The 16,657-nt window shown below is 66.7% G+C and carries 14 protein-coding genes; 6 read left to right on the forward strand and 8 right to left on the reverse strand.

Going from position 1 to position 16,657, the window contains the following annotated elements:
* The first annotated feature begins 3 nt into the window (after positions 1–3).
* From APT59_RS00930 to gcvT, 4 genes are all read left to right on the forward strand, one after another.
* Positions 4–1,158, forward strand: a complete 1,155-nt coding sequence (locus APT59_RS00930) for a glutathionylspermidine synthase family protein (RefSeq protein WP_059313141.1) — start codon at positions 4–6, stop codon at positions 1,156–1,158.
* Between the two features lie 249 nt (positions 1,159–1,407).
* The gene (gene gcvH, locus APT59_RS00935; RefSeq protein ID WP_059313142.1) at positions 1,408–1,776 is read left to right on the forward strand and encodes a glycine cleavage system protein GcvH; all 369 of its coding nucleotides are present in this window, start codon (positions 1,408–1,410) and stop codon (positions 1,774–1,776) included.
* A 7-nt stretch (positions 1,777–1,783) separates the two neighbouring features.
* Complete coding sequence (gcvP, locus tag APT59_RS00940; RefSeq protein ID WP_059313143.1) at positions 1,784–4,639, forward strand: aminomethyl-transferring glycine dehydrogenase; 2,856 nt, start codon at positions 1,784–1,786, stop codon at positions 4,637–4,639.
* A 259-nt stretch (positions 4,640–4,898) separates the two neighbouring features.
* On the forward strand, positions 4,899–6,008 hold the full coding sequence (gcvT, locus tag APT59_RS00945; protein WP_059313144.1) for a glycine cleavage system aminomethyltransferase GcvT: 1,110 nt from the start codon (positions 4,899–4,901) through the stop codon (positions 6,006–6,008).
* Between the two features lie 143 nt (positions 6,009–6,151).
* Here gcvT and APT59_RS00950 read toward each other — a convergent pair whose 3' ends face one another.
* The gene (locus APT59_RS00950) at positions 6,152–6,766 is read right to left on the reverse strand and encodes a glutathione S-transferase (protein WP_059313145.1); all 615 of its coding nucleotides are present in this window, start codon (positions 6,764–6,766) and stop codon (positions 6,152–6,154) included.
* A 156-nt stretch (positions 6,767–6,922) separates the two neighbouring features.
* On the opposite strand from APT59_RS00950, the gene APT59_RS00955 reads away from it, so the two are divergent.
* Complete coding sequence (locus APT59_RS00955; RefSeq protein WP_059313146.1) at positions 6,923–7,828, forward strand: LysR substrate-binding domain-containing protein; 906 nt, start codon at positions 6,923–6,925, stop codon at positions 7,826–7,828.
* Positions 7,829–7,843: 15 nt separating this feature from the next.
* Here APT59_RS00955 and APT59_RS22335 read toward each other — a convergent pair whose 3' ends face one another.
* On the reverse strand, positions 7,844–8,035 hold the full coding sequence (locus tag APT59_RS22335; protein WP_156428920.1) for a hypothetical protein: 192 nt from the start codon (positions 8,033–8,035) through the stop codon (positions 7,844–7,846).
* A gap of 244 nt (positions 8,036–8,279) precedes the next feature.
* On the opposite strand from APT59_RS22335, the gene APT59_RS00960 reads away from it, so the two are divergent.
* Positions 8,280–10,238, forward strand: a complete 1,959-nt coding sequence (locus APT59_RS00960) for a DNA topoisomerase III (protein ID WP_059313147.1) — start codon at positions 8,280–8,282, stop codon at positions 10,236–10,238.
* Here APT59_RS00960 and APT59_RS00965 read toward each other — a convergent pair.
* The 6 genes from APT59_RS00965 to APT59_RS00990 all read right to left on the reverse strand — a co-directional run bounded on the left by APT59_RS00965 (position 10,225) and on the right by APT59_RS00990 (position 16,656).
* On the reverse strand, positions 10,225–10,557 hold the full coding sequence (locus APT59_RS00965; RefSeq protein ID WP_059313148.1) for an endonuclease domain-containing protein: 333 nt from the start codon (positions 10,555–10,557) through the stop codon (positions 10,225–10,227). The genes APT59_RS00960 and APT59_RS00965 overlap by 14 nt on opposite strands.
* Positions 10,558–11,276: 719 nt before the next feature.
* Positions 11,277–11,585 (reverse strand): hypothetical protein, encoded by a 309-nt coding sequence (locus APT59_RS00970; RefSeq protein ID WP_017642364.1) that lies wholly within the window; start codon positions 11,583–11,585, stop codon positions 11,277–11,279.
* 174 nt (positions 11,586–11,759) lie between these two features.
* A complete protein-coding gene (locus APT59_RS00975; protein ID WP_059313149.1) occupies positions 11,760–13,067 on the reverse strand; it encodes an MFS transporter in 1,308 nt (435 codons plus the stop codon).
* A 169-nt stretch (positions 13,068–13,236) separates the two neighbouring features.
* Complete coding sequence (locus APT59_RS00980; protein WP_059313150.1) at positions 13,237–14,562, reverse strand: sigma-54-dependent transcriptional regulator; 1,326 nt, start codon at positions 14,560–14,562, stop codon at positions 13,237–13,239.
* Positions 14,563–14,626: 64 nt separating this feature from the next.
* Positions 14,627–16,000 carry a sensor histidine kinase gene (locus APT59_RS00985; protein ID WP_059313151.1) on the reverse strand — a complete coding sequence of 458 codons (1,374 nt, stop codon included), beginning with the start codon at positions 15,998–16,000 and terminating at the stop codon, positions 14,627–14,629.
* Positions 15,997–16,656, reverse strand: coding sequence for a response regulator transcription factor (locus tag APT59_RS00990; protein ID WP_059313152.1), 660 nt, complete (start codon positions 16,654–16,656; stop codon positions 15,997–15,999). The genes APT59_RS00985 and APT59_RS00990 overlap by 4 nt, the downstream gene beginning before the upstream one ends.
* Between the last annotated feature and the right edge of the window lies 1 nt (position 16,657).

The following is a 16,657-nucleotide window of genomic DNA, read 5'->3' on the forward strand; positions in this document are numbered from 1 at the left end:
ACCGTGCAACGTATCTCCTTCAGCGAACGTCCTGACTGGCGCCAGCAGGCCGAGGCCCTCGGCTTCGCCTTCCATACCTTCGACGGCGAACCCTACTGGGACGAGACCGCAGCCTATCGCTTCAGCCTGCGGCAGATCGAGGACGACATCGAGACGCCCACGACCGAATTGCACGAGCTATGCCTGGCGTTGGTGGACGTCATCGTCGAGCGTGAGGAGCTGCTGGAGCGGCTGCATATACCGCGCTTCTTCTGGGATCACCTGCGCATCAGCTGGCGGCGCCGTGAGCCTTCGCTCTATGGCCGGATGGACTTCTGCTACAGCGGCCAGGGCCCGGCCAAGCTGTTCGAACTCAACTACGACACCCCCACCTCGCTCTACGAGGCAGCCTATTTCCAGTGGCTGTGGCTAGAGCAGCAGCGTGAGCGCGAGGCACTACCGCCCGCCGCCGACCAGTACAATCTGATCCAGGAGCGGTTGATCGAGACCCTGGCTGAGCTGGGTGTACCCCAACCACTGTACCTGGCCGCGGTGCGCGACTCGCTGGAGGATCGCGGTACCGTCGATTACCTGCGCGACTGCGCCCTTCAGGCCGGGCTGGAGGCTCGCTTCCTGGCCATCGAGGACATCGGTCTGGAGCGCTCGGGCACCTTCGTCGATCTCCAGGGCCATTCCATCTTCAGCCTGTTCAAGCTCTATCCCTGGGAGCACCTGCTGGAAGACGCCTTCGGTGCGGCAATCCCTGCCAGTGGCACCCGCTTCGTCGAGCCTCCCTGGAAGGCGCTGCTCAGCAACAAGGGCATTCTGGCGTTGCTCTGGGAGCAGCATCCAGGGCATCCCAATCTTCTGCCCGCCTATTTCGATGCCCGACCCAGCACGCACCTGCCACCCGGCTGGGTGCGCAAGCCACTGTTCTCCCGGGAAGGCGCCAACGTCACCCTCCATGCCCGCGACGGTCGTCAGGCGGCGGTGACTGGCCCCTATGGCGGGGCGACCATCCGCCAGGCGTGCCAGCCGCTGCCCTGTTTCGATGGCCACTATCCGGTGCTGGGCAGCTGGGTGGTGGGCGATCGAGCCTGCGGCCTGGGCATCCGCGAAGATCGTTCGCTGATCACTCAGGACAGCTCGCGTTTCCTGCCGCACTTCATCCTCGACTAAGAGGCGACTTCAACGTGTAGCTTGGCTGTCGGACCCAGGAGCCCAGCTAATTTCGTATCGATTACGATACGGCGTACTTGAATCGATACGGACATGGCAGGCTCCTGCTCGGATCGTAACGATTTCGCTACAGACGGAATCTGCTGATCTATCTAAGCCGCTGAAATCATTGAATTTTATTCCTGGCACTAGCCTTGCAACAGCAGATTCCATCTATCCATCAGGACCAAGGTCCGCAGGAGTCTGGCAATGAGTCTGCGCTATACCGATGAACACGAATGGCTGCGTCAGGAAGCCGATGGCAGCATCACCGTCGGCATCACCGACTATGCTCAGGACTCGCTGGGCGACCTGGTCTTCGTGCAACTGCCGGAGCTGCGTAGCTATGCCCAGGGCGATGAGGTCGCGGTGCTGGAGTCGGTCAAGGCCGCCAGCAACATCACCATGCCGCTGGAAGGCGAGGTCCTGGCGGTCAACGAGGCGCTGAACGATGCGCCCGAGACCATCAACAGTGATCCGCTGAACGCCGGCTGGTTCTTTCGCTTCCAGCCCACCGATGCCGCGGCCTTCGCCGCGCTGCTCGATGAAGCCGCCTATCAGCAACTGATCAAGGGGTAAGACCGCCATGTCGCTGCACGATACCCTCAGCACCGCCGACGAATTCGTCCCGCGCCACATCGGCCCGCGCGAGCTGGACGAGATCGCCATGCTCGACCTGCTCGGCTACGAATCCCTGGACGCCATGACCGCCCAGGTGATCCCCGAGAGCATCAAGGGCACCAGCGTGCTGGACCTGCCCGCCGGGCTGTCCGAAGCCGATGCCCTCGCTGAATTGCGCGCCATCGCCGGCAAGAATCGCCTGCTCAAGAGCCTGATCGGCCAGGGCTACTACAACACCCATACCCCGGCGCCGATCCTGCGCAACCTGCTGGAAAATCCGGCCTGGTACACCGCCTACACCCCCTACCAGCCGGAGATTTCCCAGGGTCGCCTGGAAGCCCTGCTCAACTTCCAGACGCTGATCGGCGACCTCACCGGCATGCCGGTGGCCAATGCCTCGCTGCTGGACGAAGGCACTGCCGCCGCCGAGGCCATGACCTTCTGCAAGCGCCTGGCGAAAAACAAGGCCAGCGCCTTCTTCGCCTCCGTGCACTGCCATCCGCAGACCCTTGACGTCCTGCGCACCCGCGCCGAGCCGTTGGGTATCGAGGTAGTGGTGGGGGTGGAAACCGAGATCGAGGACCACGGCCGCTTCTTCGGCGCCCTGTTCCAGTACCCGATGACCACCGGTGAGATCCGTGATTACCGGGAGAGCATCCAGGCCTTCCAGGCGGCCGGTGCTCTGGTGGCCATGGCCGCCGACCTGCTGGCCCTGACCCTGCTCACCCCGCCCGGCGAACTGGGTGCGGACGTGGCCATCGGCACCGCCCAGCGTTTCGGCGTGCCGCTCGGTTTCGGCGGCCCGCACGCGGCGTATTTCGCCACCCAGGACAAGTACAAGCGCGACATGCCCGGGCGGGTCGTCGGTGTCTCCATCGACCGCCACGGCCACCCCGCCTATCGCCTGGCCCTGCAGACCCGCGAGCAGCACATTCGCCGCGAGAAGGCCACCAGCAACATCTGCACCGCCCAGGTACTGCTGGCCAACATCGCCAGCATGTACGCGGTCTACCACGGTCCCGAAGGCCTGGTCCGTATCGCCACCCGGGTGCAGCGTCTCACCAGCCTGCTGGCCGCCGGCCTGCAGCGCCTGGGCCACCAGACCCAGCACACCGCCTTCGACACCCTGACCCTGGTGTTCGGCGAGCGCACCGCCGCCCTGCACGAGGCCGCGCGTGCCCGCGGCTACAACCTGCGCGACGTCAGCGCCGAGGCCCTGGGTGTCGCCCTGGACGAGACCAGTACCCTGGCCGATGTCCAGGCGCTGCTGGAGATCCTGGCCGACGGCAAGGCCGCGCCCCAGGTCGCCGAGCTGGGTGAAGCGGAGGGCGTCGAGCTGCCCGAGGCGCTACGGCGCCAGTCGGCCTTCCTGACCCATCCGGTGTTCGCCAGCCATAGATCCGAGACCGAGCTGATGCGCTACCTGCGCAAGCTGGCGGACAAGGACCTAGCCCTGGATCGCACCATGATCCCGCTGGGCTCCTGCACCATGAAGCTCAACGCCGCCAGCGAGATGATCCCGGTCACCTGGGCCGAATTCGGCAGCATCCATCCCTTCGCGCCGGCCGACCAGGCCGAGGGCTATGCCCAGCTCACCACCGAACTGGAGGCCATGCTCTGCGCCGCCACCGGCTACGACGCCGTCTCCCTGCAGCCCAACGCCGGCTCCCAGGGCGAGTACGCGGGCCTGCTGGCCATTCGTGCCTATCACCAGAGCCGCGGCCAGGGCGAGCGCGACGTCTGCCTGATCCCGGCGTCGGCCCACGGCACCAACCCCGCTACCGCCAGCATGGTCGACATGCGCGTGGTGGTGGTGGCCTGCGACAAGCGCGGCAACGTCGACCTCGACGACCTGCGTGCCAAGGCCGAGCAGCACAGCGAGCGCCTGGCCGCGCTGATGATCACCTACCCGTCCACCCACGGGGTGTTCGAGGAAGCCATCCGCGAGATCTGCCAGGTGGTCCACGACCATGGCGGCCAGGTCTACATCGACGGCGCCAACATGAACGCCATGGTCGGCCTCTGCGCCCCGGGTCAGTTCGGCGGTGACGTCTCCCACCTCAACCTGCACAAGACCTTCTGCATCCCCCATGGCGGCGGTGGTCCGGGCGTCGGCCCCATCGGCGTCAAGGCGCACCTGGCGCCCTTCCTGCCTGGCCATGCCCGGCTGGAACGCAAGGAAGGTGCGGTCTGCGCGGCGCCCTACGGCAGCGCCAGCATCCTGCCGATCTCCTGGATGTACCTGAAGATGATGGGCAGCGCTGGTCTGACCCGCGCCTCCCAGATCGCCATCCTGAGCGCCAACTACATCGCCCGCCGGCTGGAAGAGCACTATCCGGTGCTCTACAGCGGCACTGGCGGCCTGGTGGCCCACGAGTGCATCCTCGACCTGCGTCCGCTCAAGGACAGCAGCGGCGTGACCGTGGACGACGTGGCCAAGCGCCTGATCGACTTCGGCTTCCATGCTCCGACCATGTCCTTCCCGGTAGCCGGCACCCTGATGATCGAGCCCACCGAGAGCGAGTCCAAGCAGGAGCTGGATCGCTTCTGCGACGCCATGATCGCTATCCGTGAAGAGATCCGTGCCCTGGAGGCCGGCACCCTGGATCCCCAGGACAATCCGCTGAAGAACGCGCCCCATACCGCGCGTGAGCTGGCAGGCGAGTGGACTCATCCCTACAGCCGCGAGCAGGCGGTATTCCCGCTGCCGACCCTGGTGGACGGCAAGTACTGGCCGCCGGTGGCGCGCATCGACAACGTCTATGGCGATCGCAACCTGGTCTGTTCCTGCCCGCCGATCGAGGCGTACGGCGAGGCCTGACCCTCACCCCCGGCCCCTCTCCCGGGGGAGAGGGGAGCAAAGCCGCGGCACTCCGATAGCTCTGCAGCCGTTGTGCAGGGTGTCCGAGTGAAGCACCGCTCTTTCCCCCTCTCCCTCAGGGAGAGGGCCGGGGTGAGGGAAATCCGAAGCACCGAGGTCGCGTCTCGCTCGTCAGCGGCAGGCACGACCCACTCAGATAACAGCTTCCTGCTCTGGAGGACCGGAGTGCGGAAGCCGCCACCCGACACGGAGCCCCACCATGTCCCTGCTCAAGACTTCGCTGCACGCCCTGCACCTGGAACTCGGCGCCCGCATGGTGCCCTTCGCCGGCTACGAGATGCCGGTGCAATACCCGCTCGGCGTGCTCAAGGAGCACCAGCACACCCGTGCCCAGGCCGGGTTGTTCGATGTCTCCCACATGGGCCAGGTCATGCTCGAAGGCGAGGAAGCCGCCGAGGCCCTGGAGACCCTGGTCCCGGTCGACATCATCGACCTGCCCAGCGGCATGCAGCGCTATGCCCTGCTGACCGACGACAACGGCGGCATCCTCGACGACCTCATGGTCGCCAACCTGGGCGACTGCCTCTATCTGGTGGTCAACGCCGCCTGCAAGGAAGCCGACCTCGCCCACCTGGAAAAGCACCTGGGCGATCGCTGCCAGGTGCTGCCGCAATTCGATCGCGCCCTGCTGGCCCTGCAGGGGCCTGCAGCCGCTACGGTCCTGTCGCGCCTGGCGCCGGAAGTGGCCGAGATGACCTTCATGCAGGTGCGTCGCGTGAAGCTGCTGGACCAGCCCTGCATCGTCAGCCGCAGCGGCTACACGGGGGAGGACGGTTACGAGATCTCGGTGCCGAGCGCCGCCGCCGAAGCCCTGGCGCGCCATCTGCTGGCCGAGCCGGAAGTCGAGGCCATCGGCCTGGGTGCCCGGGATTCCCTGCGCCTGGAAGCGGGCCTCTGCCTCTATGGTCACGACATGGATGCCGGTACCACGCCGGTCATGGCCAACCTCGGCTGGGCCCTGTCCAAGGTGCGCCGTGAGGGCAATGGCCGCGCCGGTGGTTTCCCCGGCGCCGAGCGCATCTTCACCGAGCAGCGTGAGGGCGTGAGTCGCAAGCGCGTCGGCCTGCTGGTGCAGGAGCGGGTGCCGGTGCGCGAAGGCGCGGAACTGGTGGATGCCAATGGCGCCAGCATCGGTCGCGTGACCAGTGGCGGCTTTGGCCCGACCCTGGGCGCCCCGGTGGCCATGGGGTATGTCGACAGTGCTTTCGCCGCCGTCGATACCCCGCTGTTCGCCGTGGTGCGTGGCAAGCAGGTCCCGGTCAAGGTCGCCAAGACCCCCTTCGTGCCGCAGCGGTATTACCGTGGGTAAGTAGTCGCCACGAGCATGGCGGCCATGGCGGTCCGCCGTTGCGGCTAATCCTGCGGGACTCTGGTGCTTTGTTGATCGCGGCCATGGACCGCTCCTACAGGTACGGACGTTACCGTAGGAGCGGTCCATGGCCGCGATGCTTTCTAGGCCACCGGATAATCTCGAAACACCGACAGCGCCTCCGCCTCGGCGGTCAGGGCCTCCAGTGTCGGGTAATTGCGCCGCTCGATCAGCTCCGGCAGGGCGAAGTGCAGGAAGGTCCAGGCCACGGCGGTGTCGATGGCGTCCTGGCCGATGCTGTCCTCGCCCAGCGGCGGCCGCGGGCCTAGCCAGGCCTTGTCCAGGGCGCCACAGGCCGCGCGCAACTGCCCCTCTACCCGCTGCTGCCAGGGCGCATGACGCTTCTCTGCCGGCCGCAGGTCGCGCTCGTATAGCAACTGTACGGCTTTCTCGGACAAGGCCAGCGCCAGACCGCTTCGGCTGAGCGCGGTCGCCCGCGCGGCATGGCCACTGGGCAGCAATTGCCGGCTGCCGCAGGCGAGGTGCTGGGCGTAGTCCAGAATCAGTGACGAATCCATCAGCCGCTGGCCATCCTGGCAGATCAGCGTGGGTGCCTTGAGTACCGGATTGAACCTGCGAAAGCGCTCGACCTCACGGAAGAGCGATATCTGGCGCAGTTCGAAGGGCAGAACCAGCAGGCGAAGGGAGATCGCGACCCGCCGCACGTAGGGGGAGTCGAGCATGCCGATGAGTTGCATGGGAAGCGTCCTGTCAGAAAGGGTGAATCCTGTTTCACGTGGAACGTCATCCGCATAACGTGTTTAACGCTGGATGCCGCTCTGGACAAGACATTAGGGCTTGGGCGAAGCTGCTTCCAGCGAGAAAATCTGACTGAATCGTTAAGGAAAGCTTACATGTCACGGGTGCCACCGCTGAATGCCCTGCGTTGTTTCGAAGCGGTAGCGCGGCTGGGAAGCGTGACGCGGGCGGCGGCCGAATTGCACCTGACCCATGCCGCGGTCAGCCAGCAGGTGAAGGGGCTGGAACATCAACTGGGCATGGTGCTGTTCGAGCGTCAGGGGCGCGGGATAGAGGTCACCGGTGATGGCCGCGTCTATGCCGAGCAGGTCCGCCAGTTGCTCGAGGATCTGGGCGAAGCCACACGGCGGCTGCAGGCCCGACCGCGCCGTAACGAACTGGTGTTCGCCACCTTTCCGTCCTTCGCCGCGCACTGGCTGCTGCCGAGGCTGCCCCGCTTCAGCGCCCTGCACCCGGAGTACCGTATCCGCCTCCAGACCAGCCTGGATTTCCAGGATCTGCGCCAGGGCATGGTGGATATCGGCGTACGCATGGGCGAGGGGCAATGGGATGGTCTGACGGCGCTACGACTGTTCCAGGACGATGTGCTGCTGGTGGCTGCGCCTGGCTACAACGGTGGGCAGCTGCCGCGCAATCTGGACGAAGCCCTCGCACAGCCGCTGATGCATACGGAGGAAACCTGGCTGCACTGGGGCGAGACGGCCGGTCTGGGCGAGGCGGCGCCCAATCGCGGTATCACCGTGAACGATTCCAACGTGGTGCTGGAGGCGCTGCGCCTCGGTCAGGCGCTGGCGCTGGAACGGCGTAGCCTGGTGCAGGCGGCGCTGAACGAGGGGCGCCTGGTCCAGCTCAGTCCGGTGGTGGCGCCCTATCCCTACGCCTACTGGCTGGTCTGGCCGGAGCGTGCCGAATCGGCGGAAAAGCAGGAGCGCTTCACCGCCTGGATCCAGGCCGAGGTCGCGACCTATGTGGCCGCGATCGAGACTCGGGCGCCCGGCTAGGGCGCCAGGGACGTCTTAGCGCAGCAGCAGCTTGCGACGGCCGTCCGGCCAGACTTCCCAGAGTTGATCGTTGATACGCTGCACCTGGCTGGTGGTGCGGCGCATGGTGGTGATCGCGGCCCGCAGCGCCTGGCTGCTGGCGGTATCCACGTGATTACCCGCGCCGGTGCTCTCGGCCTTGGCGCGATCCATAGCTACAGTGTTCATTGACGCCTCCCAGAGCTCGGCTAAAGACGGCGAAAATGCCGTAGCCCAAGGACCGGCCGTCACGGGCAAGATTCCGCTCCCCCTGTAGCAGCCGTTCAAGCTGTGATCCACGTCCTACGGGCGCTGTGGCCTGTTGGGCGAATTTGCGCAAAGACCGCTTTCTGTACGGATATACAGATTAGTCCTTGCGCTGCCCGGCGCCGCTTTGCATCCTGTGGCGATTCCCTCCGGTACGACGCCCGCCATGCAGCTGTATCTCTGCGAAAAACCCTCTCAGGCCAAGGACATCGCCCGTGTCCTCGGTGCCAATCGCCGTGGCGAGGGCTGCCTGCAGGGGCAGGGCGTGACCGTCACCTGGTGCATCGGCCACCTGCTCGAGACGGCACCACCGGACGCCTACGACGCCCGCTACAAACGCTGGTCGCTGGACGACCTGCCCATCGTGCCCGAGCAATGGAAACTACAGGTCAAGAAGACCACCGGCAGCCAGTTCAAGGCGGTCAAGCGCCTGCTGGGCGAGGCCAGTGAGCTGGTGATCGCCACCGACGCGGATCGCGAGGGCGAGATGATCGCCCGCGAGCTGGTGGAGCATTGCCGTTATCGTGGGCCGATTCGCCGGCTGTGGCTGTCGGCGCTGGATGATGTCTCCATTCGCCGCGCTCTGGCCGCGCTCAAGCCCGGTGCCGAAACCTATGGGCTGTATCAGTCTGCGCTAGGTCGCTCGCGGGCCGATTGGCTGATCGGCATGAACATGAGCCGGCTGTTCACCCTGCTGGGGCGCCGTTCGGGTTACCAGGGCGTGCTCTCGGTAGGGCGGGTGCAGACTCCGACCCTGCGCCTGGTGGTGGACCGCGACCGCGCCATCGCCGCCTTCGTGCCGGTGCCTTTCTGGACCGTGGAGGCGACCCTGGAGGCCTCTGGCGGACGCTTTCAGGCGCAGTGGCAGCCCCCGGAAGCCGTCTGCGACGACCAGGGTCGCTGCCTCAAGCCCGAGGTGGCCCAGGCGGCGGCCCGGGCTATCGAGGCGGCCGGGCAGGCCCGACTGGTCAAGCTCAAGACCGAGCGTATCCGCGAGGCGGCGCCCTTGCCCTTCGACCTGGGCACCCTACAGGAGGTGTGCTCCAAGCGACTGAACCTCGGCGCCCAGCAGACCCTGGACGTCGCCCAGGCGCTCTACGAGACCCACAAGCTGATCACCTACCCGCGCAGCGATTGCGGCTACCTGCCGCTCTCCCAGCACGCCGAGGCCCCGGCGCTGCTCGCCGCCTTGCTGGGCGCCGATGCGAGCCTGGCACCGCTGCGCGAGCATCTGGACGCCAGTCGTCGCTCGCGGGCCTGGAACGACGCCAAGGTCAGCGCCCACCACGGCATCATCCCAACCCTGGTCACCCGCGACCTGGGCCGCCTGAGTCCTCAGGAGCGCAATGTCTACGGTCTGATTCGCGCCCGCTATCTGGCGCAGTTCCTGCCGCAGCATGAGTTCGATCGTACCCAGGCCGACTTCGAGGCCGGTGGCGAACGCCTGCGCGCCACGGGCAAACGCCTGGTGGAGCCGGGCTGGCGTCGCGCCTTGCCCGAGTCGCTCACGCCGCCCAAGGGCCGTGAGGCACCGCCGCCCCAGGCGCTGCCCGAGTTGCGCGAGGGGGAGCACTACCCCGTGGTCGAGGTGCGCTGCCGGGATCAGCTGACCCAGCCACCCAAGCCCTTCACCGAGGGCGACCTGATCAAGGCGATGAAGAATGTCGCCAAGCTGGTGGAGGACCCGGCCCTCAAGCAGAAGCTCAAGGACACCACCGGCATCGGCACCGAGGCGACCCGCGCCGGCATCATCCAGGGCCTGCTGGATCGCGGTTACCTGGTGAAACAGGGCAAGGCCCTGGCGGCGACGCCAGCGGCCTTTGGCCTGATCGACGCCGTACCCCGGGCCATCGCCGATCCAGGCACCACGGCGCTCTGGGAACAGGCGCTGGATCGGGTGCAGGAGGGCGAACTGAGCCTTGCGGAATTCGTCACCAAGCAGTCGGCCTGGATGGGCAAGCAGGTGGAGCGCTGCCTTGGCCTGACCCTGACCATCAGCGGCCCGCCGCCGGCGGGCAAGGGCGCGCCTTGGAAGAAGAAGCGGCGTACCGGCGGGATCAAGGCCAAAGCCAAGCCGGGTGGCGCACCGACGCGCGCGCGCAAGCCTAAGGTCAAGCCTGGCTGAGGACGGCGTACAGGCGTTCGAGCACGGCGTCGGGCTGGGTCAGGACGTCATGGTTCCAGAAACGCAGGGTCTGGAAGCCCTGGGTCTCCAACCAGGCATCGCGCTCACGGTCGTTGGCGCTGCCTTGATGCTGGCCGCCATCCAGCTCGATCACCAGCCGTGCTTCCAGGCAGACGAAGTCGAGGATGTAGCGGCCATAGGGGTGCTGGCGGCGGAATTTATGGCCTTGCAGACGCTTGCCGCGCAGGTGGTACCAGAGCAGGCGCTCGGCATCGGTCTGGCCTCGGCGCAGGGCGCGGGCATGGGTGATGAGGGGCATGGGAATCCTTTCCCTTGGCGTATGGGGCGGCCCTCACCCCAACCCTCTCCCAGAGGGAGAGGGAGCGGTACGGAGTGAGGGGTGATCTGGGGAGTATCGCCTGGAACAGTGGAGTTCGCGAGGCGCTGAGACGGCGCTTTGCGCGATGTTCGAGATGGCGCAGCTGAGGCGCCTGAGACCGTGGCGATAGCGTGGCCCTTACCCCAGCCCTCTCCCGGAGGGAGAGGGAGCGGTACGGAGTGAGAGGTGATCTGGGGAGTATCGCCTGGAACAGTGGAGTTCGCGAGGCGCTGAGACGGCGCTTTGCGCGATGTTCGAGATGGCGCAGCTGAGGCGCCTGGGACCGTGGCGATAGCGTGGCCCTTACCCAGCCCTCTCCCAAAGGGAGATGGGGTGATACCGATCGAAGAGGGCTATGGAGTGACCGAGGAGATCAAAAGGTAGGCAACACGGCCAGGATCGCTATCGCAGTAACACCGAAACGACACTGAGGCTCTTGTCTGGAGGGGAAGCCCTTCACCGCTCCAGGCCGCCCCCTCTCCCTGGGGGAGAGGGTTGGGGTGAGGGCGCCAGAATCAGGTATCGTGAATCGCTATCGCAGTAACACCGAAACGAAATCGAGGCTCTTGTCTGGAGGGGAAGCCCTTCACCGCTCCAGACCGCTCCCTCTCCCGGCGGGAGAGGGTTGGGGTGAGGGCGCAAAGCCCCGTGCCCGCGTCTTATTTCTTCTCGAACGCCGCTGCGGCGGTGGCGTAGGCCGCTTCGTGGTAATCGAATTCGGCGGACTGGACCAGCAGGGTTTCCTCGTCCTCGGTGAAGGCGATCACCGGGCGATAGGAGAGGCCGTCGGCCTTGATCTCGGCTTCGTCGATGAGCTTGGAGAGATCGAAGGCGAAGTCACCGCAGATGGCCTTGGCCTGGGCGTCGGTGATGCCGTGTTTCTTCAGGGCATCGCGCAGCAGGGTGCTCCACTGGTATTGAAACTGGATACCCAGTTTGGCGTAGCTGGGACCGTAGTCGATTTCCATGAGTGTGTAACCGGGGCTTGGGAGGAGGGGGCGAACTCGCCACAGCGGCCTGCGAAATGACCGTTGTGAACGCTGCCGGTGGCACTACGATGGCGTGCCCCAAAGCCCAGGCAAAGGGGGGCGGGCCGGACGGCCAAATCTAATGACCGAGAGGCCCGCACCACGGACGAGCGGTTATTCGTGCACGATACGCGAGTGGTCGCGGGTGTCCTTCATGAAGACGTAGACCAGCAGCGAGCAGGCGATGCAGCCGGTCACGTACCAGTAGTAGCCGCTCTCCATGCCGATGCTCTTGAACCACAGCGCCAGGTATTCAGCGGTGCCGCCGAAGATGGATACGGTCAGGGCATAGGGTAGGCCGACGCCCAGGGCGCGGATCTCGGTAGGGAACAGCTCGGCCTTCACCACGGCGTTGATCGAGGTGTAGAAGCTGACGATCACCAGCGCCACCATGATCAGGCCGAAGGCGCCCCACCAGGAGGTGACGCTGCCCAGGGCCGTGAGGATCGGATAGGTGAACAGGGTGCCCAGCACACCGAAGGCGATCAGCACCGGACGCCGGCCGATGCGGTCGGAGAGGGCGCCGACGACGGGCTGCAGCAGCATGAACAGGAACAGGGTCGCCGCCGAGATGGAGGTGGCGTCGGTCTTGCTCATGCCCACCGAGTTGACCAGGTACTTCTGCATGTAGGTGGTGTAGGTGTAGAAGGCCAGGGTGCCGCCCATGGTCAGGCCGACCACGGTGAGGAACTCCTTGGGATGCCGCGCCAGGGTGCGCATCAGCGATTCCTTGGGCTTCTCGGCCTTCTTGAAGGAGCTGGTCTCCTCCATGCCACGCCGCAGATAGAGCGCGGTCACTGCACAGCCGGCGCCGATCAGGAAGGGAATCCGCCAGCCCCAGCTTTCCAGCTGTTCGACGCTCAGGGTCTGCTGCAGCACGATCAGGGTGGCCAGGGCCAGGAGCTGGCCGGAGATCAGGGTGACGTACTGGAAGCTGGAATAGAAGCCGCGACTTTCCTTGGTCGCCATCTCGCTCAGGTAGGTGGCGGAGGTGCCGTATTCACCGCCTACCGAGAGGCCCTGCAGCAGGCGCGCCAGGACCAGCATGATGGGCGCGGCGACGCCGATGGTGGTGTAGCTGGGGGTGAGGGCGATGATCAGGGAGCCGGCGCACATCATGATCACCGAGACCATCAGCGCGGACTTGCGTCCGGCCTTGTCGGCGTAGAGACCCATCAGCCAGCCGCCGATGGGACGCATGAGAAAGCCCACGGCAAAGATGGCGGCGACGTTGAGCAACTGGGCGGTCTGGTCGCCCTTGGGGAAGAAGGCCTTGGCGAAGTACAGCGAGAAGGCGGCGTAGACGTACCAGTCGTACCATTCGACCAGGTTGCCGACGGAGCCGCTGAAGATGGACTTGATGCGCTGCGAGGTGGTCTTGGGCGCGGTCTGGCCGGCCGCGAGGGTAGCGGTGCTATCCACAGGGTGTTCCTCTTGTCATTGTTATTAGGGCGCTCGGGGCGTCGACAAGAGTGATTGCAGGGGGCGTGCCAGACCGCGAAACCGCGCCCTGTCTACCTTTGCGGGTAGTGGATCGGCGAAAGGCCGCCGAATGCCCGGTGGCGATGAGCGGATTTCCGCCTATGGCGGATCAGTCGCCCTCACGGAAATCGGCGCGGAGCAGGCCGTGGCGCTGCATCTTCTCGTTGAGGGTGCGTCGTGGCAGTTGCAGCTCGTCCATCACCGCCTTGATCTCGCCCCCGTGGCGAGCCAGCGCGGCGCGCAGGCACTGGGCCTCGAAGGCTTCCAGCTGATCGGCGAGGGAGTGGCTGGCGGCCTGGGTCGGGGTGCCGAGGCCCAGGACTTCGCGCTCGGCCGCATTGGCCAGCTCGCGCACGTTGCCCGGCCAGCCATGGCCGAGCAGCTGGGCCAGCCGCGTCGCGCTGGGCGGAGTGACCGGGCGCCCCAGGCGGGCACTGGCCTCGGCGAGGAAGTGGTCGAACAGCAGCGGGATGTCCTCGCGCCGGGCCCGCAGCGGCGGCAGGTGCAGTTCGGCGACGTTGAGGCGATAGGCCAGGTCTTCGCGAAAACGCCCGGCGCGTGCCTCTTCCAGGAGATCCGGCTTGGTCGCGGCGACGATGCGCAGGTCCAGGGCGATGCTCTGGTTGGAGCCCAGGCGCTCCAGCCGCAGCTCCTGCAGCACGCGCAGCAGCTTGACCTGCTGCGCCAGGGGCATGCTTTCGATCTCGTCGAGAAACAGGGTGCCGCCGTTGGCGTATTCCAGCTTGCCGATGCGCTTGCCCTGGGCGCCGGTGAAGGCGCCGCTCTCGTGACCGAACAATTCGCTTTCGAACAGTTGCTCGGGGATGGCCGCGCAGTTGAGGGCGACGAAGGCCTTGCCGGCGCGCGGCCCGACGTCGTGCAGGCAGCGGGCGACCAGCTCCTTGCCGCTGCCGGTCTCGCCGCGCAGGAGGACGTTCACGGGCGTTGGCGCCAGGTCGAGGATCTGCTGGCGCAGGCGGACGATACCCGGCGAGACCCCCAGCAGCCGGCGGGCGAGGACGCTCTGGTCGTCCACCCGGCGGTGCAGCTGGCGGTTCTCCAGGACCAGCCGACGCTTTTCCAGGGCGCGGCCGAGATCGCCCAGCAGCGCCTCGGGGCTGAAGGGTTTTTCCAGGAAATCGTAGGCGCCCTGGCGCATGGCGGTCACCGCCAGGGCGACGTCGCCGTGGGCGGTGAGCAGGATCACCGGCAGATCGCGATCCAGGGCCTGCAGTCGTTCCAGCAGGGCCAGGCCGTCCATGCCGGGCATGCGCACATCGCTGACCACTACCCCGGCGAAATCCGGCGTCACCGCCGCCAGGCACTCCTCGGCGCGGGCGAACAGCCGCACCTGATGCCCCGACAGCTCCAGCCACTGGCGTACCGCCTCGCGGATGCTGGCTTCGTCATCGACCAGATAGACCTGGGCTTGCATGGGGGCGTCCTCTCGCGGCCGGTGCGTCGCTACCTTGCCCGAAGGCCGGCGACGGGTCGAGCCCCTAGCCGGGTCCTGGTAGCACCGGCAGGCCGAGGCGGGCGCAGGCGCCGCCCTCGGGACGGTTACTCAGTTCGATGCGGCCATCCAGGTGCTGGGCCACGGTCTGGACGATGGACAGGCCCAGCCCGGCGCCATTCGCCGCGCCGCTGCTGTAGAAGCGTTCGAACAGCCGCGGCAGGATCTCGACCGGAATGCCGGGGCCCTGATCGAGGATCTGGATCTCGGCCCAGTGGGCGGTGACCTCCAGCCGTACCCGGACCTCGCCGCCGGGGGGCGAGACGTTGACCGCGTTGGTCAGCAGATTCTGCAGGGCGATACCCAGCATGGCGCTGTCGCCATGGACCTGTACCTGGGTGGCCTCGGCGTCGAGGCTGAGGTCCAGGCCCTTGTCGAGAATCCAGGGGCCCAATTCCTCCAGGGTGGCGCTCAACGCGGTACTCAGGTCGAAGCGCTGCTCGGCGCTCCAGCTCGGCCGGGGTTCCAGCCGGGCCAGGATCAGCAGCTGGTTGACCACCCGGGTGAGTCGATCGGTGCCGCTGACCACGAACTTCAGGGCTTCATCGCGGGCCGGCATGGTCTGGGCGGACAGGGCGTTTTGCGCATGCAGGCGCAAGACCGCCAGGGGCGTACGCAGCTCATGGGCGGCGTCGGCGATGAAGCGGCGTTCACGCTGCAGCAGCTGTTCGATCTGCAGGAGCAGGCGATTGAGCGCGGCCTGCATGGGTTCCAGTTCGCGGGGTAGCGGATCCAGCTGCAGGGGCTGCAGGGATTCCGGATCGCGGTGGCGGATTAAGCCGGCCATGCGCCGCAGCGGCCGCAGTCCCCAGCCAATGGCCAGCCAGGCCAGCAGCGAGAGCACCACCAGGCCCACCAGGTGCGGGGTGAGGGTATGGCGCAGGATGCGGCGTACCAGGTCGGCGCGGACCTCGTCGCGCTCGCCGACCCAGAGCATCAGGTCATGCTTGGGGTCGGGCAGCAGGAAGCCGTACCAGGCTTCGCCCTCCAGGTTCAATTCGGTGAAGCCCGGTGTGGTCGGCATGGCGAAGGCCGGGGCGCTGGGTGAGCGCATCAGGGGTTCGCCATGGGCGTTCCAGGCCTGGAAGGCCATCTTGGCCTCGTAACGGTGGCCATAGGGGCTTTCCGCGGCTTCGGCCAGGGCCTGGGTGACGCTGGCGTGCAGCGCCAGCCGTCCCTCGCCCCGTGGCGCGGCGCGCAGCATGCCTTGCAGGATGCGGGCGCTCTGGGCCAGCTGGGCGTCGTAGATCTCGCCGATCTCGCGCTGACTGTCGTGGACATTGATCAGGGCGATCAGCAGGGTGCCGATCAGCAGCAGTGAGAGCACCAGGCCGACCGTGCGGCGGCGAATGGAGGTCATGGGCATTCGAGACGGTAACCGATGCCCCTGACCGTACGGATCAGCTCGGCGCGCAATTTCTTGCGCAGGTTGTAGATATGGACTTCCAGGGTGTTGCTCTCCACGCCCTCGTCCCAGCCATAGAGCAATCCCATGAGGCGATCGCGGCTGAAGATCTTGCCCGGGTTGGCCAGCAGTTCGTGCAGCAGCTGGTATTCGCGCGGCGTGAGGTTGACCGGCTGGCCCTCGAAGGTGACCCGGCGGGTGGCCGGGTCCAGGGCGATGCCGCCGCCCTCGAGCTGGATCTGCGACGGTCCGTTGCGGCGGCGCAGCAGGGCGCGCAGGCGGGCCTTGAGTTCCTTGATGTCGAAGGGCTTGACCAGGTAGTCGTCGGCACCGGCGTCGAGGCCGGCGACCCGGTCCTCGGTGTCGTCGCGCGCGGTGAGGATCAGCACCGGGGTGGTCAGGCCATTGGCACGGCTCTGGCGCAGCACCTGGATGCCGTCCAGGCGTGGCAGGCCGAGATCCAGCACCACCAGATCGAAGCTTTCCTCGCGCAGGGCGTGGACGGCGCTCTCGCCGTCCCTGAGCCAGTCCAGGGTATAGCCCTCTTCCCGCAGACTGGTACGGATACCCTCGCCGAGGTCGGGATCGTCTTCGATCAGCAGCACACGCATG

Origin of the sequence: Pseudomonas oryzihabitans (assembly GCF_001518815.1) — a bacterium.
In the GTDB taxonomy this organism is placed as follows: Bacteria; Pseudomonadota; Gammaproteobacteria; order Pseudomonadales; family Pseudomonadaceae; genus Chryseomonas; species Chryseomonas oryzihabitans_E.

Coding starts and splice junctions, on each gene's coding strand:
- APT59_RS00965 (WP_059313148.1), bottom strand. CDS start 10,557: ATGCCCCTCATCACCCATGCCCGCGCCCTGCGCCGAGGCCAGACCGAT.
- APT59_RS00950 (WP_059313145.1), bottom strand. CDS start 6,766: ATGCAACTCATCGGCATGCTCGACTCCCCCTACGTGCGGCGGGTCGCG.
- APT59_RS00970 (WP_017642364.1), bottom strand. CDS start 11,585: ATGGAAATCGACTACGGTCCCAGCTACGCCAAACTGGGTATCCAGTTT.
- APT59_RS00985 (WP_059313151.1), bottom strand. CDS start 16,000: ATGACCTCCATTCGCCGCCGCACGGTCGGCCTGGTGCTCTCACTGCTG.
- gcvH (WP_059313142.1), top strand. CDS start 1,408: ATGAGTCTGCGCTATACCGATGAACACGAATGGCTGCGTCAGGAAGCC.
- APT59_RS22335 (WP_156428920.1), bottom strand. CDS start 8,035: ATGAACACTGTAGCTATGGATCGCGCCAAGGCCGAGAGCACCGGCGCG.
- gcvP (WP_059313143.1), top strand. CDS start 1,784: ATGTCGCTGCACGATACCCTCAGCACCGCCGACGAATTCGTCCCGCGC.
- APT59_RS00980 (WP_059313150.1), bottom strand. CDS start 14,562: ATGCAAGCCCAGGTCTATCTGGTCGATGACGAAGCCAGCATCCGCGAG.
- APT59_RS00960 (WP_059313147.1), top strand. CDS start 8,280: ATGCAGCTGTATCTCTGCGAAAAACCCTCTCAGGCCAAGGACATCGCC.
- gcvT (WP_059313144.1), top strand. CDS start 4,899: ATGTCCCTGCTCAAGACTTCGCTGCACGCCCTGCACCTGGAACTCGGC.
- APT59_RS00955 (WP_059313146.1), top strand. CDS start 6,923: ATGTCACGGGTGCCACCGCTGAATGCCCTGCGTTGTTTCGAAGCGGTA.
- APT59_RS00990 (WP_059313152.1), bottom strand. CDS start 16,656: ATGCGTGTGCTGCTGATCGAAGACGATCCCGACCTCGGCGAGGGTATC.